At 60.9% G+C, this 23857-nt stretch carries 20 protein-coding genes and 1 pseudogene; 19 read left to right on the forward strand and 2 right to left on the reverse strand.

Annotated elements, in window-relative coordinates:
• Positions 1–9: 9 nt before the first annotated feature.
• Both ACP151_RS08785 and ACP151_RS08790 read right to left on the reverse strand, forming a co-directional pair.
• On the reverse strand, positions 10–1404 hold the full coding sequence (locus ACP151_RS08785) for a hypothetical protein (protein WP_424978511.1): 1395 nt from the start codon (positions 1402–1404) through the stop codon (positions 10–12).
• Entirely contained in the window at positions 1401–2561 is a 1161-nt protein-coding gene (locus ACP151_RS08790; protein ID WP_424978512.1) for a polysaccharide biosynthesis/export family protein, read from the reverse strand. The genes ACP151_RS08785 and ACP151_RS08790 overlap by 4 nt, the downstream gene beginning before the upstream one ends.
• Before the next feature lie 229 nt (positions 2562–2790).
• On the opposite strand from ACP151_RS08790, the gene ACP151_RS08795 reads away from it, so the two are divergent.
• The 19 genes and pseudogenes from ACP151_RS08795 to ACP151_RS08885 all read left to right on the forward strand — a co-directional run bounded on the left by ACP151_RS08795 (position 2791) and on the right by ACP151_RS08885 (position 23686).
• Positions 2791–3897 (forward strand): glycosyltransferase, encoded by a 1107-nt coding sequence (locus ACP151_RS08795; protein WP_424978513.1) that lies wholly within the window; start codon positions 2791–2793, stop codon positions 3895–3897.
• 160 nt (positions 3898–4057) lie between these two features.
• Complete coding sequence (locus tag ACP151_RS08800) at positions 4058–5119, forward strand: hypothetical protein (protein ID WP_424978514.1); 1062 nt, start codon at positions 4058–4060, stop codon at positions 5117–5119.
• Positions 5120–5650: 531 nt separating this feature from the next.
• Positions 5651–6664, forward strand: coding sequence for a sugar transferase (locus ACP151_RS08805; protein ID WP_424978515.1), 1014 nt, complete (start codon positions 5651–5653; stop codon positions 6662–6664).
• A 12-nt stretch (positions 6665–6676) separates the two neighbouring features.
• Entirely contained in the window at positions 6677–8281 is a 1605-nt protein-coding gene (locus ACP151_RS08810; protein ID WP_424978516.1) for a lipid II flippase MurJ, read from the forward strand.
• Between the two features lie 19 nt (positions 8282–8300).
• Positions 8301–8418 (forward strand): annotated as a pseudogene (locus ACP151_RS08815) (IS3 family transposase); the annotation flags it as partial.
• Between the two features lie 426 nt (positions 8419–8844).
• On the forward strand, positions 8845–9867 hold the full coding sequence (locus ACP151_RS08820) for an IS1595 family transposase (RefSeq protein WP_424978517.1): 1023 nt from the start codon (positions 8845–8847) through the stop codon (positions 9865–9867).
• 115 nt (positions 9868–9982) lie between these two features.
• The gene (locus ACP151_RS08825) at positions 9983–10480 is read left to right on the forward strand and encodes a hypothetical protein (RefSeq protein ID WP_424978518.1); all 498 of its coding nucleotides are present in this window, start codon (positions 9983–9985) and stop codon (positions 10478–10480) included.
• A gap of 145 nt (positions 10481–10625) precedes the next feature.
• Positions 10626–11432, forward strand: a complete 807-nt coding sequence (locus ACP151_RS08830) for a hypothetical protein (RefSeq protein ID WP_424978519.1) — start codon at positions 10626–10628, stop codon at positions 11430–11432.
• A 59-nt stretch (positions 11433–11491) separates the two neighbouring features.
• Complete coding sequence (locus ACP151_RS08835; RefSeq protein WP_424978520.1) at positions 11492–12706, forward strand: glycosyltransferase family 2 protein; 1215 nt, start codon at positions 11492–11494, stop codon at positions 12704–12706.
• Positions 12707–12725: 19 nt separating this feature from the next.
• On the forward strand, positions 12726–13613 hold the full coding sequence (locus ACP151_RS08840) for an NAD-dependent epimerase/dehydratase family protein (protein WP_424978521.1): 888 nt from the start codon (positions 12726–12728) through the stop codon (positions 13611–13613).
• 20 nt (positions 13614–13633) lie between these two features.
• The gene (locus ACP151_RS08845) at positions 13634–14404 is read left to right on the forward strand and encodes a cephalosporin hydroxylase family protein (protein ID WP_424978522.1); all 771 of its coding nucleotides are present in this window, start codon (positions 13634–13636) and stop codon (positions 14402–14404) included.
• Positions 14405–15156: 752 nt separating this feature from the next.
• Positions 15157–17043, forward strand: coding sequence for a biosynthetic arginine decarboxylase (speA, locus tag ACP151_RS08850; protein ID WP_424978523.1), 1887 nt, complete (start codon positions 15157–15159; stop codon positions 17041–17043).
• Positions 17044–17118: 75 nt separating this feature from the next.
• Complete coding sequence (locus ACP151_RS08855; RefSeq protein ID WP_424978524.1) at positions 17119–18330, forward strand: saccharopine dehydrogenase family protein; 1212 nt, start codon at positions 17119–17121, stop codon at positions 18328–18330.
• A gap of 144 nt (positions 18331–18474) precedes the next feature.
• On the forward strand, positions 18475–19647 hold the full coding sequence (locus ACP151_RS08860; RefSeq protein ID WP_424978525.1) for a carboxynorspermidine decarboxylase: 1173 nt from the start codon (positions 18475–18477) through the stop codon (positions 19645–19647).
• The gene (gene speB, locus ACP151_RS08865) at positions 19644–20504 is read left to right on the forward strand and encodes an agmatinase (protein ID WP_424978526.1); all 861 of its coding nucleotides are present in this window, start codon (positions 19644–19646) and stop codon (positions 20502–20504) included. Before ACP151_RS08860 ends, speB begins: the two co-directional genes overlap by 4 nt.
• A 652-nt stretch (positions 20505–21156) precedes the next feature.
• A complete protein-coding gene (locus ACP151_RS08870; RefSeq protein WP_424978527.1) occupies positions 21157–22068 on the forward strand; it encodes a MotA/TolQ/ExbB proton channel family protein in 912 nt (303 codons plus the stop codon).
• A gap of 4 nt (positions 22069–22072) precedes the next feature.
• The gene (locus ACP151_RS08875; RefSeq protein ID WP_424978528.1) at positions 22073–22450 is read left to right on the forward strand and encodes an ExbD/TolR family protein; all 378 of its coding nucleotides are present in this window, start codon (positions 22073–22075) and stop codon (positions 22448–22450) included.
• 10 nt (positions 22451–22460) lie between these two features.
• Positions 22461–22844 (forward strand): ExbD/TolR family protein, encoded by a 384-nt coding sequence (locus tag ACP151_RS08880; protein WP_424978529.1) that lies wholly within the window; start codon positions 22461–22463, stop codon positions 22842–22844.
• A complete protein-coding gene (locus tag ACP151_RS08885) occupies positions 22841–23686 on the forward strand; it encodes a TonB family protein (protein ID WP_424978530.1) in 846 nt (281 codons plus the stop codon). Before ACP151_RS08880 ends, ACP151_RS08885 begins: the two co-directional genes overlap by 4 nt.
• The last annotated feature ends 171 nt before the right edge of the window (positions 23687–23857 follow it).

The following is a 23857-nucleotide window of genomic DNA, read 5'->3' on the forward strand; positions in this document are numbered from 1 at the left end:
TTCCGGGTGTCATTGGGTGAAAGGGGAAAACAGCGACCAAAGGCCTGCACCGGCAAAGGTCACCGCGCCAGGCGCGCAGGCATGGCTGTCTGTGCTCAGCTGGCCGGTTTGGGCCGCGGACAAACAATAGAATTCAGGCTCGCGGCGCAGGTCCTGTGCTGGTGGGCCCCAGGCAACAGATATCTCCTGCCCCGCCCCGCGCTGGATCAGGAAATGCCCGGGACGCTGCTGTGCAACAGTGGCCTGCGTATCCAGCAGCCGCCCCAGCGCGCGATAGGCAAAGACACCCGGTTTGGGCCGGGCCTTGGCGTCATAAAGTGCGGTGCGGGCATTGCCATAGGTGCTGCCGCCGGACTCGCCCAGCCGGAACCACAGGCAAAACTGCCCCCCCGCCGCCAGCACATTCAGATTGCGTTCAATGACCGCCCGAAAATGTGCTGCGCCACTGTACTCACCACCATAGTCCAGAGTTGGACCACCACATTCCGAGGAGACAACCGGCTTGTTGCTCAGACGTCGCAGCAGATCCAGACGCGCGCCATCCCGGTCTTCAGGGCCATAAAGATGTGCCGAAGCCACATCAAACGGCGCCTGCCGCAGCACGGGCAGAACCCTGTTGTCAATAATACTGGCCACCTTCTGGCCCTGTATCTCAGCCCTGGTCATCACCGTTTCCGAGGTCGCACTCCAACTTTGGCGCACGGAAAAATCAAACCCGTCGCGCGCCACCAGCAGCAGATCCATATTAAAGGCAGCCACGCCCCCCATCACAACGATGGCCTCAGGATCAGCGGCCTTGATCGCAGTGCGTGACGCGCTGACATAGGCAATCAAATCCGCTGTGCTGCCAGCCCAGCCCCCGGACCGGTTGCTGTCACTGATCCATTCATTGGCCACCTGCCAATAGCGCACTGGCGACGTAAGGCCGGGCATGTCATCACGGCCATCGCCGTCGTAACGCTCCACCACCGTTTCTACAAACCGCGCCCAATGCGCCAGATCCTTGGGCTGGGCGTTTTTGACCTTATGTGTCTGTTCGATGGTCGCCCAATCAGCATTGGATTCAAACGTCACAAAGGGCGTCAGCCCCAGGGTCTGCAAACCATGAATACGGCGGTCCAGGCCTGTGAAATCAAAATTGTCCCGCCCCTGCTCAAGCCATTTCCAGGCGGCAGAAATCCGCACGACACCAATGCCCGCTTCGGCGACATAGCGGTAATACTTGGGGTCACTTCCCGGAAATGCCAGCCCCAGCCGTGCATTGGGTGTCACCTGCAGCATGGACAGATCCACACCCCCAGACCCTGTGATCTGTTCCAAATCCCTGGCTTGGGCAGCACGCATTGGTGACAGTGCCGCGACCAGCAGCACAAACACCAGCGCACCTAAGACGGACCACCTCATTGCCCCAGCGGCTCGGTCGCGACGGTCACCTCCAGAATGTCACCGGGATGCAGCAACATATCGGCTCCGACCTCTTGCCGCCGCAGCCCGGTACCAGTCCGGCGATAGACCATATAGGTTTCGGTGCGTACCTTGGCGTCCATCAACAGCGCCGCCCCACCAAAGTTCTCGATAAAGACACGCGATTGTGCGATCCGAGCGTTCAATTCGGTGATTTCCGCCTCCAATTGGGTCAGCCGCACCGCAACATCGCGTGCGCGCGTGGCCTCGGCCAATTGCTGGCCCGCAATGGCCCGGTCCCGTTTCTGCTCGGCCGCGGCCTGCAGCCCGACCGCTTCCAGCTCCTCGCTGCGCAGGCTGGTGGCATCCTGCCGCAAATCCAGAACTTTCGACGCGATCGAAATGCGCCGCTCCAGCAATTCCTCTTGCTTGATCAGCTCATCCCGGGTCAGAGCCAGCTGCTCACCTATGATCTCCTGTCGTGTGCCATAGGCGTCGGCCTCGCTGGCAGCTAGCGCCTGCTGCGTTTGCCGGGCGGCTTTTTCCAGTATGCTTTGCTGGGTTTCGCGCTCCGCCAGCAAGGCCTGTGCCGCAACAAGTTCTGCTGCGACCTCACCCCCCACCAGATCCTCCATGGCTGCCAGAACCGGATCACGCCCGTCTGTCGGCTCCTGACCTGTGGTCGTCTCACCTATCAGGCGGCTGCGCTCCGCCAGCAATGGTGCCAAACGGGCCTCATATTGGGCCAGATCGCCGACTTCACTTTGCACCCGCATGGCGCTGCCACTATCGCCCGTTGGCAAGCCCCGTATCGCCCCGCCCGCCTCGGCCAGCGCGGCGCGAACGTCGGTGCCGGGGCGAAAAACAATTGCGCCGGGTTCCATTACATCCCCGCTCACAACAACGGGGCGCCAGTCGGCGACCTCCAGTGTTGTCGATACCGGTTCGTCAAAAAACACCCCAAGGCGGGCCTCGATACGGGTTTCCAGTTTCGCCGGGCTGAGATCAGCAGCCTGGATAGACCCGATCAGATGCATCGAGATCGTGCCATCGGTGCGAATACGATACTGCTTGGAAATATCGGGCCGCGCGAAAACCGAAACTTCAATTCGATCCCCCGGCGCCAATAAATACTCCTGTGCTCCTGCCTGCGTCACTGACGCCAGCGCGAGACATATGCCTAGCGCATAGCCTGCCCCCAAAAATCGCATGTTTACTCCGCAATTTGCCCACAAATGGGATATTACTGCTGTTACGAGGTCGCGACTATGTTTGAAAGTTAATTTATTAACGCAGTATTGCAGCGTCGGAACAGTCGTGGAAAAGACCAGTGGCGCAGCTCCCGACCACGTCACATCAAAGCCATGCCCAGCAAAAGGACATCTGATGCGCAGGAACATCGCCTTTTTCCTCCCGCATTTTGCCGCCGGCGGCGTCGAAACCGTGGTGCTGAAAGTCCTGCAAGGGCTGGATCGGCGCCGGTTCCAGCCGCATCTGATCCTTCAACAGCAGCGGGGCGAATTGCTGTGCCAGCTGCCAGCGGATGTCATACTGCACAGGCTGTCCCGCCCCAAACCTCCGGGCTGTATCTTTGAATTGTCCCGCCTGTGTGGTCAGGCAGATGTGCACCTGTTGGTGACTGTAACCAATGCCGTCAATCTTTATGCTTTGATGGCCGCCGCCCTGCCTTTTGGGCGCAACAAGGCCCGGCCGTGCACCTTGGTGATGGAGCACACGCCCCCGCTCGCCTTCCTGGCCGAAGCCAAACAGCCAGCGCTCAGACGCTTGGCCATGCGGCTGCTCTATCCCCGTGCCAATTTGACGGGTGGCCCCATCGACCAGATCGGAACGGATTTGCAGACGCTGCTGGGGGCGCATGCGCCGAAATTCACCTGTCTGCCCAACCCGGTGGTCGACACCATCGCCCCCTTGCGCCCCCTGCCAGATCGGGCACAGCACATTGTCTCTGTGGGCCGATTGGCGCCGGAAAAACGGTTTGATCTGCTGATCAACAGCTTTGCCCTGGCCCATGCCCAGCATCCCGACCTGCGGCTGACCATCCACGGTGAAGGCCCAGAACGCGCCAGGCTTGAAGCACTGATTGCCAGCAAAAATCTGACTGGCACAGTCACTTTACCCGGCTATGCTGACGACATGGATGCAGTCCACAGTGCCGCAGATCTTTTTGTCTGCACCTCTCGGCGCGAAGGGCTGGGCAATGCCATAATCGAAGCCATGGCGCGTGGCGTACCGGTGATTAGTGTCGATTGCCCCTTTGGCCCGCCGCAGCTGTTGCAAGGCGGGCGTGCCGGGCGATTGCTGTCCGATCACAGCGCTGCTGCGCTGGCCGCCGCCGTTACGGATCTGGCCCAGGACCGCGCCGCCCGCCAGCGTTACCGGGAGGCCGGGTTTGACGCAGTCACCGGCTTTGACGTCACCCATGCCGTTGCAGCCTATCAGGCGGTTTTTGATCAGGTTCTTGCCGCGCCCTAGGGGATCCGGCGCCACAGGGGGCGCAATATGGACGCATCACCTGGCCAGAAAACTGTTTCCTCAGGCCTTTATCACCCTATCCAGGCGGCGCATATTGATCAGGAACAGGATCAGCCAAAGCGAACCAGATCCAAAGACAGCAGGAATTCCATAGCCCCCCATGCAGTTGGACATCATCAAAGGCAAACCCTCCAATAGGGATCGTGACGACATCCTCCAACTGTCCGAGCTGAGTTTCGGAACCGAAGCCATTGAGCGCAAACGCGCTGCCTGGGACTGGATGTTTTCCGCGCCTCATGTGACATCAGACCAAGCGGCCAAAACCTATATGCTGCGCCAACAGGGGCAGTTGGTGGCGGTCGCAATCCTGTTGCCCTTTGTGCTGAAACAACAGGCAGACCTACAGCCATCCTATATGGTGGGCTTTATCAATGTGCATCCCGACAAGCGCGGTGCCGGGCTGCGCTTGATGCGCCAGTTCCTAGGCGAAGATCACTATCTGTGCGGCACGCCCAATTCGCCCAAGCTCGTGCCTTTGTATGGCCGCTTTGGCACCCATCAGCAAACCCCCCTGATCCGCCATTTCCGCCCCCTGCGCCCCGGCGCATTACTGGCCAAGAAACTGCAGCTTTCTGCCGCCGTCGGCACACCCGTTGATCTCCTGTGGAAGCTTGCAGGCAACCTCAAACTGCCCAACAAAACAGGCACAGGATCGGTCCAGGAGATCCCCCGTTTTGACAAGCGGTCTGACCAGCTATGGCAGCATATCAAAGAGGATTTCGATCTTGTTTTCACCCGCGACGCCGCGCTGCTAAACTGGCGCTATGCCGAATTTCCAATCCCGGGCTATAGGCTGTTTTACGCTCTGGACGCTGCGGGCTCTGTACAGGGGCATATGGTCACCAAAGAACGGCGCAGCAACAGGCGCCATCAATTGTCGATTGTCGATCTGTTCTGCCGCCCCGGCGACATGGACACATTTGCCAGCCTGACCCGCACAGCCATTTCCCTGGGTACAAAACGCAACGTGGAAACACTCACGGCACTGTCCGGACAATATTGCTGGACCACCAAAGCATACAAGACCGCAGGCCTGTTCACATCCCGCCAATCCGGCGCTGTCCTGCGCAACTTCGACGCCAATGGCCGTTGCACGACAGAAACCGATTTGGCCCGGACGCCGCTGTTTTTCACCGAAGGCGACATGGACACCGATTTCTAGAGAACCTCGCAATTCTTCATAAGGCCCCCATCTAAATCGAGCGCAACACGTGTACAGGACCTGTTGCGCATGTCACGGCGCCACCGTGACAAGCGCGCAAGGCCCACACAATCAAAACCCAAGACAACGCCAAAGGTCTCAGACCATCCATCCGTTCGCGACGCATCTGCACGTCGGCCGGATCATCGGCGCAGCCATAAGCGGCGCGCCGATCACACGGGTTTGGCGTCGCTCCAAGGCAGCAACGCTTTGATGTCCCTCTGTTTGTGTCCGCCTGCGATGACGGACAAGACATCTGACAGACACAGGCGCCAAAGCGCAGATTGTGAAGAAAATAAGCCCTTCCTGCGGCCTTCCAAAGAAATCATTCGTCGCCCTGTCCAACAAAGCCTCAAAGTAGTCCAATTATTAATAGAATCTTAATGGAAAACATCCTTCAGCAAGGATCGGAACGACATCCGGTTCTTAGAAACTCTGAAGGTTTGGATCGTCGCAACTGATTGCTGCGGTGACCCAAAAATGGTTTGAACTATGACCCATGTCGGTTTTCGGCCAGCACATCCGCTGGCGTATCGTCTCTACAATATTGCTGTTGCCACAGCGTTGCTGGTTGCTAGTTTTCCTGTTTTCTTGAGCGTGGTTATCCTGCTTCTGGCCACGCAAGGACCTTCGATTTTCTATCGCGGAGAGCGGATTGGCCGGAATTTCTCGCTGTTTCATATCCTCAAGTTCCGCACGCTGTGCGACAAACGCGCTGCCGCGCTCACCAAGGATCGTACCTTGCCCAAGGATGCGGATATTTTCACGCCGCTTGGTCGCTTTCTGCGCGACACCCGCATAGATGAGCTGCCTCAGCTGCTGAATGTGATCAAAGGCGACATGAATATCTGCGGCCCGCGCCCGGTTCGCGCTGAAATTCGCGCCATTCATATGACGTCCATCCCCGGATATGATACCCGGTTTGATGTCCGCCCCGGACTGCTGGGCCCAACGCAGGCCTATTTTGGCCACGGCAGCAGCAAGCGCATTCGCGCCCGCATGAACAATGCCAATGTGTCCCGTCCGGTCTCGCTACGTGCAGAGATTGCCCTGACCCTTCGCATCATTTTCTCGATGATCGCCCGGATTCTGCGGGTTCTGGGGAATAAATTCCTGCCTGACGCTCTGAAGGCCCCTGTAACGCGGGCGGATCTCACCCTGACCACACTTGACCCTAAAAATGCGCGCGGGCCCTGCTATGATGTCCAGTCGTTCGAACGTGATACCGTCAAGATTCCAGCCATTCTGTCCCCCTCGACAACCCGTGCCGAATTGACCGTGCGCCTGCGCAATGGCGGGCTGCGTCGCGCCAATCTGCAACTTTTTTCCACAGAGACGGCGGGTCACTATATCTTTGAACCCACAGATGAGACCAGCGCCTATGTGGTTGATCGCTATGCGCTTGGCAATGTAGTGGTGCCAGCAGCGGTGAACCGCATCGCAATCTCTGCGGCCCCCAATCCCCTGCTTGGAGCCAAACTTATGGCATCAGGGAACAAGTCCTAAGGCAGTTGCTTGGTGACCCAGTCCTCCGTGCATACCTCCGGGCCAGCAGCCCCCAGTACCGTTCCCAAATCACGGCGGTCACTGGTCTCCAAGGGGCTGGCTCAATTTTCCGGTCAGGCGCTGGGGCTGCTTCTGGCGCTTGTGGTCGCCCATCTGATTGCACGAAGGCTGGGGGTAGGAGCCGAGGCAGATGCCTTTGTCATGGGGCGGCGATTGATCACGGCGATCACCGAAACCCTGCATCAGATCATCGGCTTTGTGTTTATGCCCATGGTGGCAGCACAGGTCATCGCCGGGGGAACAATCTGGTCCATCCTGCGCAAATCTGCGGGCCCCGTGTTTCTGGCTGGAGGGGGTCTTGCCGTTGGGCTGATCGCAGCCGCGCCTGTTCTGGTGCCTCTGATCGCTCCCGGATTTGACAGCACAACCCGCGTCCTTGCCACCCAGATCATGCAGATCTTTGCGCTTGCGGTGCCCTTTGCTGTCATGACCACGGTGCTGTCCTGCTTTGGCAATGTTCATGGCGCTTTCGGCAGTCTTGCCACCATTAAACAAGCTCCGCGCCTGGCCGTTGCACTGGCGCTTGCCACTTTGGGCAATGTCGCTGTGAATGCCTCATGGGCCTTTACGATAGCCAGTGGTGCTGCGTTGCTGCTCACATTTGCTGTCACACTGCAGATCAGCCGCCACAGCCACACCGCCCCCAAACCAAAACCCGCCAAACCGCAGAGGGCAGCCCATGCCCGGCGCTGTGTGGCCGCCGCCCTGCTCGCGGTGGCCGCACTGGGGTTCCTGTGGCTGGAAACCGCCATTGCCGCGGCCCATGGAACAGGTGGCGTGGCGATGCTGGATTTTGGCCAACGTTTGGGCGCTTTGTTGGGCAATACGCTGGCTACTGCACTGGCGGCAGTGGTCTTTGCCGATCTGTCCCGCCGCATGGCGACAGCTGATCCTGATCTGGATCCCGCTGCCCTGTTTCAGCAGGCGCTGGTCATTGGGCTGGCGCTGGTCCTGGTGATCGCCTGTGGCGTGGCCCTGAATGCGTCCGCCTTGGTAGAGCTGCTTTTGGGGTATGGTGCCTTTGCCACTGGGGCGGATCGCGCCGAGATTGTGGCGCTGACCCAGATGATGGGTTTTGCACCTGTTTCGGCGCTGGTGCTGCGCATGATGCTCATGCGCATTGTTGCCGATAGCGACCTGCCGTTGGTAAGACTGGTGGGCATAGCAATAGGTGCGGATCTGCTGGGCCGCTTGGTACTGTTTGAACTGCTGGTTCCGCGCATGGGGCTGACCGGCATTTCCCTGACCCTTATCCTCAGCCCTGTTCTACCGGCCTTGTTGTTGCTGTTCTTGCTGCGCTCTCGACGCATTTTTCAGTCCCGGCAGTTCTCTGTCACCCCTTTACGACCTTTACTGGCAGCGTCAGCATTCTGCGCTCTGACACTGTTGCCAGGAGCTTTGTTGGTTCCACAGATCCTGTCTACGGCTGATCCAAAAACCCAGGCCCTGTTCCAACTTGGGGCTTCTGGCGGCGCAGTGCTCCTGGTGATCACGCTGGCGGCACGCTTTCTCAAAATACGCCCCACCCTGTCCAGCCGCCCTACCTCGACTGCATAGAGTTCGGCACTCCGGCGGCTGGCGCAACGACGGATCCAGTCGTCCGGCTGCGGCCGGAGTACCGCAATCGCCTTTGGTCATATGATTTCGTGAATCACCGGACAGACAATGGCAGAGCGTTCCGGGTATTGAACATCTCATAGAATTTCAAAGCCAGTAGATGACAAGTATGGCAACAAGTTTTATGGGGCCGAACCCCAAGGGCATCAGCAACTTCTGCAGGACAGACGGCTCCGGTAATCCGTGATTTGCCGCCCTTCGGGCACCACGGCCATCGAAGGCGGCAGTGCAAAACCACAAACCTGCGCCTGCATCTGCAGCAGCCAGGCGGTCAGCCAGCTGCCCTTAAACCCGGTATGCCCGGTCACAAACACACGGCGGCCATGCCAGAAGGCCTAAAAGAAAACCCAATTATCCACCAAACAAAGCCGGTGTTAAACGATGCAGTTGAAAACTAAATGGAAAACATGCTGACTTATTAAGTTGCGCTATTCAAACCGCACCACTTAGGAAATCGCGCAGTAGGCCAATATTGCTTGTCCCAGGACTTTTCGGAGGTAAGCATGATCACAGAATTGAAATCGGTGCGGGACATTTGGAAGAAGATGCCAAGTGAACGCCACGCTCGTATCTTCTTGGAAGAGATGATCTGGCCGTCTGGTCGTCATTGCCCGCATTGTGGCAGCCTCAGTTCAACACCCATTCGCGGACGGTCTGCTCGCCCGGGTCTCTACCAATGCGCCGAACGGGAATGTCGCCTTCAATTCACGGTCACCACAAAGACACCGATGCATGCCACGAAGCTGGATCTTCGGATCTGGATTGCAGCCATCTTTCTGGTGCTGACCTCCAGCAAGGGAATCTCCTCTGTCGTTATGGCGCGGATCTTAGGAGTGAATCAAAAGACAGCGTGGAAGCTGGGCCATGCGATCCGGGAGCTGATGGATGACCGTGAGGCTGTTTCCGCCAGGTTGGCCGGCGTTGTCGAAGTGGACGAGGCATATGTCGGTGGCGCGCCGAAGTTCAAGAAAGGCGTGAAGAACAAGCGGGGTCGAGGCACAGGCAAGCCCATGGTTCTGGTCGCGGCGGATCGCACTGGGCAGGCAAAGGCGACTCTGATCCCGAATGCGCAGGGTGCGACACTCGGGCCGATCATGAAAGAGTGGATTGATCCTTCATCGGCCCTCATGACCGACAGCAACACCGCTTATCGGAAGATCGGTCGGAGCTTTGCATCACACCACACTGTCAACCATGGCAAACGACAGTATTCGCGGCCTTCCAAGGGAGCGCATATCAACACCGTGGAGGCTGTGAACTCTCAAGTGCAGCGCGCCCTGATTGGTGTTTACCATCGCTTGGGCCGACAACATCTTCAAAGATATCTGGACGAAATTCTGTGGCGCTGGAACCATCGCCAGCAGGACGTGAAGATCAGGAACCAGAAAACATCATCTGGAACAAAGACGATTGCAACGACGGTCTGGAAACCGATCCCTGTCGTTGAGCAGATGCGGGGATTGCTCTGTTGTGCAGTCGGTCGGCAGGTTCGCAGAACACCCCAATGGGGGTTGAGTTGGCCATAGTTTTTGCTTGGTGGATCTGGACATTATGTGCGGCTACATAGGCCGATAGTTGCGGCGCACTCAGCGATGGAGTTTATTTGGGCTTGAGCGAAAAGCTGTGACGAGAGTTGGTAAGATGAAAGAGACCAGTCCATACAGTCGAAAAGATCTCCGGCGGGCGGTGAATTGTGCGGCGATCCTTGGATGGCTGGCAATTGTGGGACCTGCACTTATTGCAAATCCTTTCATTTTGCCTTGGGCCGCAGTTTTTGGCCTTCCAATTGCATTTGCCACTTGTTGGGCTATTGGAGCACCGATCCTACTACGTCTCATGAGAAACGCCATTTCATGGCTTGCTGCCGGTGTTTGGGGCGGCGTAATCGCGTCCATCATTGCAGCTATCAGTATTGCCATTGGACGGTATCAAGGTTGGCGCCAGTCGCTGAACCCTAACTTTAACTCGCAAATTGGCGGAGGAGAATTTGTTCGGTCTGTTGACGGCATTCTCACGCCATACGGGTGGTGGGTTCTTGCACAAAACACAATGCAGTTCATACTCATCGGCATTGTGATTGCATTGATTGTTAGGTGGCGTATCGGCCAGGGGGCGCAGGCAAACAGACGTTCTGACTGAGTAACGTCGCTGAAGGGCGTTTATTATGATACGCCGTGCATCGCTTTGTTTGGTGGATAATAGGGAAAGAAAATGGTTGCCAAACCCGAAACACCACTTCCCGGTACAGGAAAACTAGCCCTGCCAGCATATCCCCAAATTTCAAGTGAGATTTTCTTTGATACTGGAAATCGGCGGCAAACCGATCCTGTGGCACATCATGAAGACCTACAGCACTCATGGGCTGACGGATTCCATCATCCTGTGTGGCTACAAGGGGCACATGATCAAAGAATATTTCACCAACTACCTGCTGTACAACGCCGATGTGAGCCTGGATCTGGGAACCGGTGATTTCAACATCCTGAACCATTCCGCTGAACCCTGGCGTATCACCATGCTGAGCACCGGCGAGCTGATCCAGACCGGCGGCCGCCTGGAGTTCTTCTCCGAGGCCACCGCCCGGGCGCTGCGCCAGGAACGGGCGGCGCAGGGTCAGGGTCACGACGGCGGTGCCGATCTCATCGCCGGCAACAATGTCTATGCCCATGTGCCCGACATCAATGATTTTACCCGCGCCCTGCAGGCCCAGGCTGATCACGCCGCAGACAGCCTGCTAGACTTTTTGACAGGCTGCAAATCGCGCGGCGAAACCGTAGCGGCCTATGGTGCCGCAGCCAAAGGCACCACGCTGTTGAACTATGCCCGTGTCAGCGCGCGACTGTTGCCCTATGTCTGCGATGCCGCGCCGTTCAAACAGGGTCGTTTCCTGCCCGGCAGCCATATCCCGGTGCGCCCGGTGGAAACGCTGCGAGAAAACCCGCCACAGCATCTGTTGATCCTGCCCTGGAACATCAAGGAAGAGATCGCCGCAGATCTTGCCTGGCTGGCCAGGGACCACGGAACCCGCTTCTGGACGGTTATGCCGGAACCCACTCAGCTGGAACCGTCCGCCGCAACGCAAGCGGCCTGAATTACGGCTGCAATAAACCTGTACTTGTACATTTTTCACTTAGATAGGATCCATCCTTTATGTCAGACCTGAAACTCAGCATCTGCATTCCGACCTATAACCGGGCTAGGTATCTGGAAACTGTGCTTGTGCATCTGCAGGAGGTGGTGGCTCAGCTGCCGTTCGAGACCGAAATCATAGTCTCCGACAATGCCTCTGATGACAATACGCTGGCGCTGTTGGAAACGTCGCGGGCGCTGCTGCCTTTGACGATCCTGAAGCAAAGCGAAAACATTGGGGCAGTGCCCAACATGCATGCGGCGCTGCGTGCCGCAAAGGGCACCTATTTGGTCTATCTGGCCGACGATGACCGGTTGCGCGTCGAGGCCTTGCAGAACGCCATTTCCATGCTGGATGCCAATCCGGCGGCCAGCGCGCTTTACGCCCCCTGGCAGATCAAGGATTTGGTCGGCGGCCATGCGACCAGACAGTTCTACCGACAGCCCAGAAATGTCACCATTTCCCAGGGCAACTACAGCCAGCTGCTGGAGCATATTGCCGAACACAAAATCTACTCGGAGATCTGCATCCTGCGCCGGGAGGTCTTCAAAGCGCTGAACCCAATTGCCAATGATATTGCCTTCTGGGCCTTCACCACCCCTGCCGAATACCTCGGTGCCGGGGATCTGATTTATGCGCAGGACCCGTTCTATTGCTCCATCAGTCGCCATTTCGTAGGCGACAACCGCGCGCAACTGGGTTTGAGCGAGGCGATGACAGCCTGGGACACTTATCGCGGCGGTCTGGAAGTGCTGCATGGGCTGGCGCTGGCTCATGGCGGCCTGACCAAACCCGCTATGGTGGCGGAGTTTATCCGTAACCACCCACTTGAACGCATGCACACCGCGCTCAAGCTGCGGCTGCAACTGGGCGGTGATCCGCTGGAGAGTTACACCCTGGCTGCGCGGCTGCGGGGGGTGGGCCTTGGCAGCCAGCTACCTGCTCCGATGGAGCAGATCCGCAGCACCGCGGCCTTGTATTTTGCCTGTGTCAAACTGCCGGAAACCCTGAGGGCAGAGAGTGTCACGATCATTGGCAATTGCCCCGAGGATACTTTGCAGCAACTGGCCGGTATCACCAACCTGCCAGTGCGCCGGGCGCAACAGGCCAATGGTATCGGGGCGCGGGATGTGGTGCTGGACTTCAGCTGCCAGGACGAGACGCTGCTGGAAGCCGCCCGGACCAGCGCGCTGGCGCATGTCACTGACACCCAGCTCCAACAGAAATTTGCATGACCCGGGGATGCGGATGGCCATGACACGCATTCTTCTCACCGGCTCCACCGGATTTGTCGGCCGGGCTGTCACCCGCCAGTTGCGCCAGGGCGGCCATGAGCTGTGCCATGTCATCCGGCAAGGATCGGCAGAGCGCATATGCACTCCGGAAAACCCTGATCCGCAGGCCGTCCCGGACCACATTATCGAAGTGCAGGATCTGTTTGCACAGCCAGCCGAATGGTGGGCTGACACCGCCCGGGGGTATGACATGGTGCTGCATATGGCCTGGTACGCAGAGCCGGGCAAATACCAGACGTCGCTTCGCAATCTGCACTGCGTGGCAGGCACCATGGCCCTGGCCGAAGGTCTTCAGCAGGCCGGGGTGCCGCGGCTGGTCGGTTTGGGCACCTGCCTGGAATACGACCTCAGCGGCGGGCTGGCGGCGCCGGACACCCGGCTGGACCCAAAGTCCCCTTATGCCGCTGCCAAGGCCGCCTGCGCCACCGCGCTGCAGGCCGTGCTACCGGCGGCCGGGGTCTCCTTTCTGTGGGCCCGGCTGTTCTATCTGCATGGGGCAGGCGAAGACCCCCGGCGGCTGGTGGCATCACTGCATGCAAACCTGGCCGCAGGCCACCCGCTGGAGCTGAGCTGCGGCACCCAGATCCGTGACTTCATGGATGTGGATGCCGCTGCTGCCCTGCTGGTGCAGGACGCCCTCTCCGGGCGCAGCGGTGTCAGCAATATCTGCAGCGGCAGCGGCACCTCGGTGCGCAGCCTCGCTGAAAGCATTGCCGACCAATACGGGCGCCGCGATCTTCTGGTCTTTGGCGCCCGCCCTACCAATCCGGACGACCCTCCCTGCGTGATTGGCCGTCGCACCGCCGCGGCGCTGCGCAGCTCATCTTTCCCGACCCAAACACCTTGACCGACCGAGAGACTGATATCATGACCCACTTCAAAACCGAGATCGCGGGCCGCACCCAGAATATGAGCGCCAACGCTGCCCTGCAAAGAGCCTCCATGGATTTCCTGCGCAGCTCCGCCAAGGCGCAATACTCCTATAATTTCCACTGGATGGACCGCCCGATCATCCAGTACCCGCAAGATATCGTTGCGATGCAGGAGCTGATTTACGATCTGCGGCCGGATCTGATCATCGAAACCGGCATTGCCCATGGCGGCTCGCTGGTGTTTTCGGCCTCGGTTCTGGCAATGCTCGACATGGTGGACGCCATAGAGGCAGGAGAAAGCTTTGACCCGGCCATCTCCAAGCGCAAGGTGCTGGGCATCGACATCGATATCCGCGACCACAACCGCGCTGCCATCGACGCCCACCCGATGCGCTCCCGGATCGAAATGATCCAGGGCTCCTCGATAGATGCGTCGATCATCAGCCAGGTCCGCGAATTTGCCGCAGGCTACAAAAAGGTGCTGGTCTGCCTGGACAGCAACCATACCCACAACCATGTGCTGGAAGAATTGCGCGCCTATGCTCCGCTTGCTTCCTCCGGCAGCTACTGCGTGGTATTCGACACGCTGATCGAGGATATGGAGGAAGGCACCTATAGCGACCGTCCCTGGGGCAAGGGGAACAACCCCTATACTGCCATCCAGGCCTATCTGCAGGAGAACAGCAGCTTCGAGATCGACAGCCAGATCCATGAACGCCTGCTGATCACCGTAGCCCAGAACGGTTTCCTGCGGCGCGTTGACTGACAGGCACTCTGTTGCAGCTCGCCTGACGGGTACCAGGGCTTTGATGCATAAAGGCTGTCCGCCGCTATCGCACCACGCATTGGTCCAGCCAAAACAAATCGCGGCAGCGGCGGGGGCTGCGGCTGGTCTGGTTCGACCGCGACCTGCCCCGGCTGGAAAACATCCGCAAAGGTCTGCCGCGAAGCTGTGATGGCAGAACGGGGCCAGCGCCCCTGCCCTCACCCCCCATTGGGGATCGCAGCTCGCCTGACGCCCGCACGGAATTCTTTCGGGGTTTTCAGGCCGCTCGACAAGCCCTGCCCTGTCTCATCCGCCACGCGCCGCCCTGCTGCACCATCCGCCAGGGCGAAAAAAACGGCACGGCCAGTTGCAAAACCATTCAATGTGTCCTTTCCTGACCTCTGAAGCGTTGGAATTTGACTGGCTGGGAAAGCTTGCTCAGAATAAGGGGGCGCGCTGGCACATGCCGCACAGGTCCGGATCCGCCGTTACATTGCCGCCGCAGCCACCTGCAGCCGCCGTCAGGCGAAGGCGTGCAAATCACTGCCCGGCTTGCAGAAACCCTCTTGATGCAGCTGAGCACGGATTGTAAGGAGACCGCCACCACACGGTCCCGCACCTGAAAAGGCTTCACCCCGAACCTTCAGCTTTGCACCTCTCAGCCCCTCAAATTCTGGACAGAAAGGCCCCGTGATGCTGCACCGGCTCCCCTTCTCCGATTTTCCGAAACACCCTGCACAGGGACCCAGCCGATGACCACCGGCGGAACCTTCGAAGGCCTCTATGGCCTGGACGCCTGGGGCGGTGGCATGCTGGAAGTGACCCCGGACGGCGCCGTGGCGCTGCGGCTGCCACAGGACCCGGACGCCAAGCCAACCCCGCTGCCCCAAGTGATCGCAGCGATCGAGGCACGCGGCATCTCTGCGCCGGTGGTGCTGCGGGTACAGCAGTTCCTGGAGCAGTCCCTGACCCAGCTGCACGACGCCTTCAACGGCGCGATTGCGGCGGCAGGCTACCAGGGCCGGTACCGCGGCGTCTTTCCGATCAAGGTGAACCAGCAGGCTGAGGTGATCAGCCATCTGATGCGCGCAGGCCAAAAATTCAATTACGGGCTGGAGGCAGGCTCCAAGCCGGAACTGATGATCGCCCTGTCGCAGCCCTTGCCCGAAGATGCGCTCTTGATCTGCAACGGTTCCAAGGATGAGGCGTTTATCCGGCTGGCGATCCTGTCGCGCAAGCTGGGCCATAACACCGTCATCGTGATCGAAACGCTGGACGAATTCGACATTATCCGTCGGGTGGCGGAAGATCTGGATATTCGCCCGCTCCTGGGGGTGCGGGTCAAACTGACTGAGCGCGTCACCGGCAAATGGCAGGAAAGCTCTGGCGACCGCTCCACATTCGGGCTTGGCGCGCATGATCTGGTGACGCTGATGGACCGGCTGCGCGACAGCGGTTTCCTGGATTGTCTGGTGCTGCAGCACAGCCATCTGGGCAGCCAGGTGCCCAATATCTTTGACATCCGCCGCGCCGCGGATGAGGCCTGCCGCTTCTTTGTGGAACTGACCCGCATGGGCGCACCGCTGACCCATATGGATCTGGGCGGCGGCCTGGGTGTGGACTATACCGGGGCGCGTCGCCCGGATGAAAACTCCGTCAACTACACCGTCGACGAATACTGCACCAACATCGTTGAAACCATCCGCTATGCGCTGGATGAGGCGGGCATCGATCACCCCACCATCGTCACCGAAAGCGGCCGCTTTGTGGTGGCGCATTCGTCGATCTTCATTTTCGAAGTGCTGGGCGCCACGCTCTATGATGCGCCGCAAAAACCGCAGGTGCAGCCCGGCGACCATCATCTGGTCTCGGATCTGATGGCGGTGGAGGCCTACGTCAGCGGGCCTCGTTTTCAGGAGGCGCTGAACGACGCGATCTACTACCGGGATGAGCTGCGGGCACTGTTCCGCCGCGGCCAGATCGGGCTGGCACAGCTGGCGCGCGCCGAACAGGCGTTTCTGTATCTGGCGGGCCTGTTCAAATCCGCCGCCCGCAGCGATGAAAGCCTGGCCGAAGCCGCCGGCGCGCTTGGCGCCTTCACCGACCACTATCAGGGCAATTTCTCGCTGTTCCAGTCGCTGCCGGATGTCTGGGCCATCGACCAGCTGCACCCGATGATGCCGCTGCAGCGCCTGAACGAAGCCCCCCAGCGCAACGCGATCATCACCGACATCACCTGCGACAGCGACGGCAAGCTGGATCACTTCATTCTGGCCGACGGCACCTCTGGCGCGCTGCCAGTGCATGACCTGCGCGAGGATGAGCATTATCTGATCGGCGTGTTCTTCGTTGGCGCCTACCAGGAGACGCTGGGCGACTTGCACAACCTCTTTGGCGACGCCAATGTGGTCACCATCTCGCTGGACGGCGCGGGCGGCTTTGACATCGAACACGAGACCGAGGCCGACACCATCGCCGAGGTTCTGTCTTATGTGGAATACGACCCGCGCCAGTGTCTGGACACCTTCCGCAAGCGGGTGGAACGGGCAGTGAAATCCGGCCGGGTCAACGCCGCAGAGCGCCGCCAGATGATTGCCGCCTACAAGGACAGCCTGGCCGGCAGCACCTATTTCGACTGAAACCGCCCCCCGGCTGACCACCCAGGGGCATATCGGAACACCGGGGCCACGGCCCCACTGCAAAGGAAAAAACACATGGAAAAGGTTCTGGTTGTTGGCGCCGGCGGCGTCGGATCGGTATCGGTCACCAAGATGGCCATGCACCCGGAGATCTTCAAGGAGATCACCCTGGCCAGCCGCACGGTCTCCAAATGCGAAGAGATCGCCGCCAACGTCAAGGCACGCACCGGCGTCACCATCCGCACCGCCCAGCTGGATGCGATGAACGTCGCCGACACCGTGGCGCTGATCAAGGAAACCGGCGCCGAACTGCTGGTGAACCTGGCCCTGCCCTATCAGGATCTGGTGCTGATGGACGCCTGCCTTGAGGCCGGCATTCACTATCTCGACACTGCCAACTATGAACCCGAGGACGAGGCCAAGTTCGAATACAAATGGCAGTGGGCCTATCAGGAACGCTTCAAGGCCGCGGGCCTGACCGCGATCCTGGGCGCGGGTTTTGATCCGGGCGTCACCTCGATCATGGCCACCTGGGTGCGCAAGCACAAACTGGACGGCATCCGCCTGATCGACGTTCTGGACTGCAACGGCGGCGACAACGGCAAGCCGTTTGCCACCAACTTCAACCCGGAAATCAACATCCGCGAAGTCACCGCCCCGGCCCGCCACTGGGAAGGCGGCGCCTGGGTCGAAAGTCCGGCGATGACGCATAAATACGAATTCGACTTCCCCGCCGTGGGCAAGAAGAACATGTATCTGATGTATCACGAGGAGCTGGAGTCGATGTCGACCCACTTCCCCGAGATCGAACGCGCCCGCTTCTGGATGACCTTCGGCGATGCCTACATCAACCACGTCACGGTGCTGCAGAACGTCGGCATGACCGGCATCGAACCAGTGATGCACAACGGTCAGGAAATCATCCCGCTGCAGTTCCTGAAAACCGTGCTGCCGGACCCATCCGAACTGGGTGAGCTGACCAAGGGCAAGACCTGCATCGGCGACATCATCACCGGCCCGGCCAAGGACGGCGGCGCCGAGAAGACCTATTACATCTACAACATCTGCGACCACGAGGAATGCTATGCCGAGGTCGGCAGTCAGGCGGTGGCCTATACCACCGGCGTGCCGGCGATGATCGGCGCTGCGATGGTGATGAACGGCACCTGGCGCGCGCCGGGCGTGTGGAACACCGAACAGCTGGACCCGGACGCCTTCATGGACATGCTGAACACCGACGGCCTGCCCTGGCAGGTGGTCGAACTGGACGGCCACCCAGAGTTCTGATCAGCTTCGGCTTTTCTTGCACAAACGCCAGTCGCACAAGCGGCTGGCACGCGCCTGCCCGCCCCACGGCAGGCGCGTTCCGCCTCCGCCCGGGCAGCCGCTCAGCTCTGTTGTGCTTACCGGGCCTCTGGATCAGAGAAACCCATGGACATCAAAGCCCTCTCCACCCAAAGCTTCGCCGCCTTCGACCTGCACCGTGTGCCCTCCCCTTGTTTCGTGGTGGATGAGGTCGCGGTGGAACGCAACCTGACGATCCTGAAACAGGTGGCCGACGCCTCCGGCGCCAACGTCCTCCTGGCGCTCAAGGCGTTTTCGATGTTTGCCGTTGCCCCTTTGGTGCGGCGCTACCTGTCCGGCACCTGCGCCTCCGGTCTGTACGAGGCACGGCTTGCGCGCGAGGAATTCGGCGGCGAGGTCACCACCTACTCGGCCGGCTTCAAGGCAGACGACCTGCCGGACATCATCCGCCTGTCGGACCACCTGATCTTCAACTCCCCAGCCCAGCACCGCCGCTTTGCACCGCTGATTTCTGATGCCCGTGCCAGCGGCGAGAGCATCTCTATCGGGTTGCGCATCAACCCGGAGCATTCCGAAGGCTGGAACGAGAAATACGACCCCACCGCCCCCTGCTCGCGCCTTGGCACGCCCCTGTCGCAGCTCAGCGATCAGGACTGGGACGGCGTCGAGGGCCTGCATATGCACACGCTCTGCGAACAGGGGTTTGAACCGCTGCAGCGCACCTTTGCCGCATTGGAAACCAAAATGGGCAGCCGCCTGTCCAGCCTCAGATGGATCAACCTCGGTGGCGGCCACCACATCACCATGCCCGACTATGACCGCAACGGGCTGATCGCCCTGATCCGCCACATCCGCGAAACATACGGCGTTGAAGTCTTCATCGAGCCGGGCGAGGCCGTGGCGCTGCACTCCGGCATTCTGGTGGGCGAGATCCTGGATGTGGCCGAAAACGCCATGCCACTGGCGATCACCGATATCTCCGCCACCTGCCACATGCCCGATGTGATCGAAGCCCCCTACCGCCCCGACCTCCTGGGCGAAGTCTCGGACGTGCCGCCGCACCGCTTAGGCGGGCCGTCCTGTCTGGCGGGCGATGTGATCGGTGACTACGGCTTTGCCAGCCCGCCGCAGCCCGGCGACCGCATCGCCTTCCTCGACCAGTCGCATTACTCGATGGTCAAGACCAACACGTTCAACGGCGTTCCCCTGCCCGCGATTGCGCTGTGGAACTCCGACACTGATGCGCTGAAACTGCTGCGCACCCCCTCCTATGACGATTTCAAGGACCGCCTGTCATGACCTATTTCCTCGAAGGCGAACTGAGCGACGCCGAACGTGATCCCGCCACCGCCCGCTTCCGGGTGATCCCGGTGCCACTGGAGCGCACCGTCTCTTATGGCGCCGGTACCGAGGGCGGCCCCAAGGCCATTCTGGAAGCCAGCGTCGAACTGGAACGCCTCTACCGCAATGCTGAGCCCTGCGCCGCAGGCATCGCGACCGAAGACGCGGTCGACTGCACCGGCCCCCTGCCCGAAGTCATGGAGCGCATCGCCGCCCGGACAGAGGCCGCGGTGGCCGCAGGCGCGGTGCCGGTCACCCTGGGCGGCGAACATGCGCTCAGCTACGGCGCGGTGCGCGGTGTGGCGCGCGCATTGGGCCGCCCCATCGGCATCGTCCAGATCGACGCCCACGCCGACCTGCGCAAGGCCTATCAGGACGAACGCCACTCTCACGCCTCTGTCATGCAGCTGCTGGCCGAGGAAGACGGCTTGCCGATCGCCCAATACGGCGTCCGCGCCATGAGCCAGGAAGAGGTCGACCGCCGCGCCGCCTGCAAGGTGGTCTTTATCGACGCAGAGGAGCTGGTCACTGGCAACATCCAGTCCGTCACCCTGCCCGAGGATTTCCCGCAGGATGTCTACGTCAGCTTTGATGTGGACGGTCTGGACCCGGCGATTCTGCCCGCCACCGGCACCCCGGTGCCCGGCGGCCTCGGCTATTATCAGGCACTCAACATTGTGCGCTCTGCGCTCGCAGGTCGCAATCTGGCAGGCTGCGACGTGGTAGAGCTGGCCCCGGCAGAAAACAGCCGTGTCTCGGATTTCACCACTGCCCAGATCACCTATGCGCTGATGTCTTTTGCAGCCGCCACGTAACGCACCCCTGGCCGGGGACTTCCGTTTCCGGCCACCTCCCCTGCCCCTCTGCCCTCCTGTTCCAACGCCAGCAGCTAATGTCCCGGCGCCGACCACCGGTCTGACCAACCTGCAAGAATGCCGGTCCACGGCCTTGGCATCTTTCCTGTTAACTAGAGTCTAAATAGGGAAAATTGCTGAGTTTCCCCGCTCCATAGCCCAATTTTTCAGATGTCCCGGTGCTGGACCTCGGCAGCTGGGCTCCCGCCACTTTGGCCAATCTCTCACCAGTTTTACGCTTGCGGCACACGCTTTAAGCAGTATTGTTCCTTAACCTGAGTAAACCACTAGGGATTTTACCATGTTCACCGGATCGGGCCGCTTTGCCCCCCTGGATGCTGCCAGACACCTGCAGCTCTGCATGCGCTTTTGGCGCGCAGAAATCCAAGACAACCGCGCCGGATCTGGCAGGGTTTCGACCGATGACATGGCGGTCTGCAGCCGCCTGATTCCAGAATCTTGACAAAACAAGTTGGTTTTCTTAACCCCTAGCCGCAGGTTTCGCTGCGAAACCACCCCAGCAAGGCACTCCCTGCCCCCCCTCAGGGACCACCCAGCCAAATCCGAGAAACTGACGCCGCCCTTTGCGGCACCTCTTGTTGGAGACCGGTCCATGACCCTTCGTCTGCCTGCAGCCGCGGCTGCCTTTCTGCTCATGGCCCCCTTCGCCGCCGCTCAGGACACCCCCCAAGCGCCCGTGCCTGCGATCAGTGTCCAAGCCCCCGAAGCAGCCGGAACCGCACCCCTACCCTCTGCCACTGGCGCCCCTGCTCTTCCGGCGGAGGCAGATACCGCCGCAGCCGACCCAGTGGCCCCCCCCGCTCCGCAGCCCGTGGCAGAACCGACCGTCGTCCAGCCTGAACTGACGCAGATCGCCAATGACGCCTCCGCCAAGGCCGTGAAGTTCCTGCGCGACGGCGGCCCCTCCATTTGGGCCATAGCCGCGCTTTCGGTTATCACCCTGGCGCTGATCCTGTGGAAGATCTGGCGGCTGGCGCTGATCGGCGCCTGGTCCCGCGGCCTGGCCGCCGATGCCGTTGCCGCCTTCGAGCGCGGCGACCGCGCCATCGCGCTCTCCATCGTCCGCAACCGCATCGGGGTGCGTTCCAAAGTCGTCACCGCCGCGCTCACCGCCAGCGCCAACCTGCCAGAGGACCGCGCCCGCGAGGAAACGGCACGCGTTGCCAAGCTGCATCTGGCCAGCGCCGCCACCGGTCTCGGCGCACTGGAGCTGATTGCCACCATCGCGCCGCTGCTGGGTCTGCTCGGCACCGTTCTGGGCATGATCGCCGCCTTCCAGGCGCTGCAGGCGGCCGGCTCCAAGGCCGATCCGGCGCTGCTGGCCGGCGGCATCTGGGAGGCGCTGCTGACCACCGCTGCCGGCATGGCCGTCGCGATCCCCGCCTCCGCTGCGCTCACCTGGTTCGAGGCAGTGATCTCCCGCATCCGCCGCGATCTGGAAGACAGCGCCACCCGCATTTTTGTCGCCCGGCAGCCGGACCGGCTGCCGCTGGCCGCCAAGTAGGCGCATGCAGCTCGCCCCCGCCCCGCGCCCCCGGCGCAAACCCAGCCTGACGCCGATGATCGACGTGGTGTTCCTGCTTCTGGTCTTCTTCATGCTGGCGTCCCGCTTTGGCATGGACACGGTGCTGCAACTGCCTCTGGCCGGCCAGGGTGGCAGCTACGACGGACCGCCGCGGCTCATCGGTGTCGGCCCCGGAAACCTGGATGTGAACGGCGTGCCGGTGGCGGACAGCAACCTCACTCAGGCGCTGGCACCATTGATGAAATCCCCGAGCGACATGCTGATCCTGCGTGGCCGGGACGGCGCTGATCTGCAGCGTATCACCAACGTGACCGCCCTGCTGCAGCAAGCAGGCTTGCGCAATATTGTGCTGGTGGAATGAGGCAGCCGTCATGGACCTGAGCGATCCCCACCGCCGCCCCCGCGGCGAATCCATTGTGCCGATGATCAACGTGGTCTTCCTGTTGTTGATCTTCTTCCTGATGACCTCGCAGTTGGCGCAGCCCGACCCCTTCGAGGTGACCCCACCGGACGCGGTCTCTGAGACTGCGCCTGAGGCACAGCCGGTGCTGTATATTGATGCCGCAGGCCGGATGCATTTCGACGGCGCAGAGGGCGAAGCCGCCCTGCGCCGTCTTGCAGCTGCCAGCGCGGGCCATGACAATGTCCAGCTGCGCGCTGATGCCCGGCTGGAGGCCACAACCCTCGCCCGTATCCTGCGCCAGCTGGCTGAGGCAGGCCTTGCCCGTGCCGAGCTGGTGGTGCGCCAGCCATGAAGCGCGCTGCCGAATTCACTGTCTTTGCGGGCCTCGCAGGCCTTGTCCATGTCGCCCTGTTTGCCAGCGTCCCGGAAAGCGGTGCCCTGTCCAGCGGTTCTGGTGGCGAGGCGCTGGTCTCCATCCAGCCTGCCAGCGCCGAGGTTGCCCGAATGGCGGAAGCCTGGCAGAGGCCGCCCGAAACTCCGCAAACCGCAACGCTGCCAACCGAGCCTCTGCCACAGGCCCAAGCCCCTGCGCTGCCGCAGATTGAGCTGGCCCAGGCGCCCCGGGCGGCGCTGCTGGCGCCGCTCAGTCAGCCCGCAGCGGTCCAGCCAGTGCAGGCAGATACCGCGCCACCACCGCCCAGACCAGAACCAAAGCCGGAACCACAGGCCAAGCCACGCCCCAAGCCTGTGGCCCAGACAAAGCCGCAACAGCAACAGCAGCCCCCAGCCAAGGCCAACTCTGACCGCAACGCCGCCGGACAGGCAGGCCAGCGCGCTGCGGGGTCTGGCGGTGGTGCCGAGGCCGGACAGGCGGGAGGCGCCCAGACGGCCACCACCGATCCCGGTCGCGAGGCGACGCTACGCGCAGTCTGGGGCAACAAGATCCGCGCCCGCATCGAACGGCGAAAGCGCTATCCCTCTGGTCTTCGCGGCCAAGCCCGGGTGGTGCTGCGTTTGACTGTCGCCCGCGACGGCCGCCTGCTGAACCATCGGATTGCCAAATCTTCCGGGATCGCCGCGTTTGATCAGGCCGCTCTGGCGGCTGTTGCCCGCGCCGGGAAGTTTCCACCTGCTCCGAAAAAACTGCAGGCCAGCCAGATCCAGCTCAGCCTGCCTATCGGGTTTTCCCGGTGAACCGGCTGCACTGATCGGCAGCGGGGAGGTTTCGCTGCGAAACCTGCGGCTAGGGCAACACGACCAGCGGCGTGAAAGCCTGTGCAAAACACGGCGGACCGATCCGGGTTAGACCTGCCCAGATTCTGTAGGCAGCAGGCAGGTTTCGCAGCGAAACCCCCTGCCCCTTGA

It is taken from the genome of Leisingera sp. S232 (genome assembly GCF_049800895.1).
Taxonomy (GTDB): domain Bacteria; phylum Pseudomonadota; class Alphaproteobacteria; order Rhodobacterales; family Rhodobacteraceae; genus Leisingera.

Bases quoted from the DNA above. Each gene is read 5' to 3' on its own strand.
- ACP151_RS08785 (WP_424978511.1), bottom strand. From the start codon at position 1,404: ATGAGGTGGTCCGTCTTAGGTGCGCTGGTGTTTGTGCTGCTGGTCGCG.
- ACP151_RS08795 (WP_424978513.1), top strand. From the start codon at position 2,791: ATGCGCAGGAACATCGCCTTTTTCCTCCCGCATTTTGCCGCCGGCGGC.
- ACP151_RS08800 (WP_424978514.1), top strand. From the start codon at position 4,058: ATGCAGTTGGACATCATCAAAGGCAAACCCTCCAATAGGGATCGTGAC.
- ACP151_RS08805 (WP_424978515.1), top strand. From the start codon at position 5,651: ATGACCCATGTCGGTTTTCGGCCAGCACATCCGCTGGCGTATCGTCTC.
- ACP151_RS08820 (WP_424978517.1), top strand. From the start codon at position 8,845: ATGATCACAGAATTGAAATCGGTGCGGGACATTTGGAAGAAGATGCCA.
- ACP151_RS08825 (WP_424978518.1), top strand. From the start codon at position 9,983: ATGAAAGAGACCAGTCCATACAGTCGAAAAGATCTCCGGCGGGCGGTG.
- ACP151_RS08835 (WP_424978520.1), top strand. From the start codon at position 11,492: ATGTCAGACCTGAAACTCAGCATCTGCATTCCGACCTATAACCGGGCT.
- ACP151_RS08840 (WP_424978521.1), top strand. From the start codon at position 12,726: ATGACACGCATTCTTCTCACCGGCTCCACCGGATTTGTCGGCCGGGCT.
- ACP151_RS08845 (WP_424978522.1), top strand. From the start codon at position 13,634: ATGACCCACTTCAAAACCGAGATCGCGGGCCGCACCCAGAATATGAGC.
- speA (WP_424978523.1), top strand. From the start codon at position 15,157: ATGACCACCGGCGGAACCTTCGAAGGCCTCTATGGCCTGGACGCCTGG.
- ACP151_RS08855 (WP_424978524.1), top strand. From the start codon at position 17,119: ATGGAAAAGGTTCTGGTTGTTGGCGCCGGCGGCGTCGGATCGGTATCG.
- ACP151_RS08860 (WP_424978525.1), top strand. From the start codon at position 18,475: ATGGACATCAAAGCCCTCTCCACCCAAAGCTTCGCCGCCTTCGACCTG.
- speB (WP_424978526.1), top strand. From the start codon at position 19,644: ATGACCTATTTCCTCGAAGGCGAACTGAGCGACGCCGAACGTGATCCC.
- ACP151_RS08870 (WP_424978527.1), top strand. From the start codon at position 21,157: ATGACCCTTCGTCTGCCTGCAGCCGCGGCTGCCTTTCTGCTCATGGCC.
- ACP151_RS08875 (WP_424978528.1), top strand. From the start codon at position 22,073: ATGCAGCTCGCCCCCGCCCCGCGCCCCCGGCGCAAACCCAGCCTGACG.
- ACP151_RS08880 (WP_424978529.1), top strand. From the start codon at position 22,461: ATGGACCTGAGCGATCCCCACCGCCGCCCCCGCGGCGAATCCATTGTG.
- ACP151_RS08885 (WP_424978530.1), top strand. From the start codon at position 22,841: ATGAAGCGCGCTGCCGAATTCACTGTCTTTGCGGGCCTCGCAGGCCTT.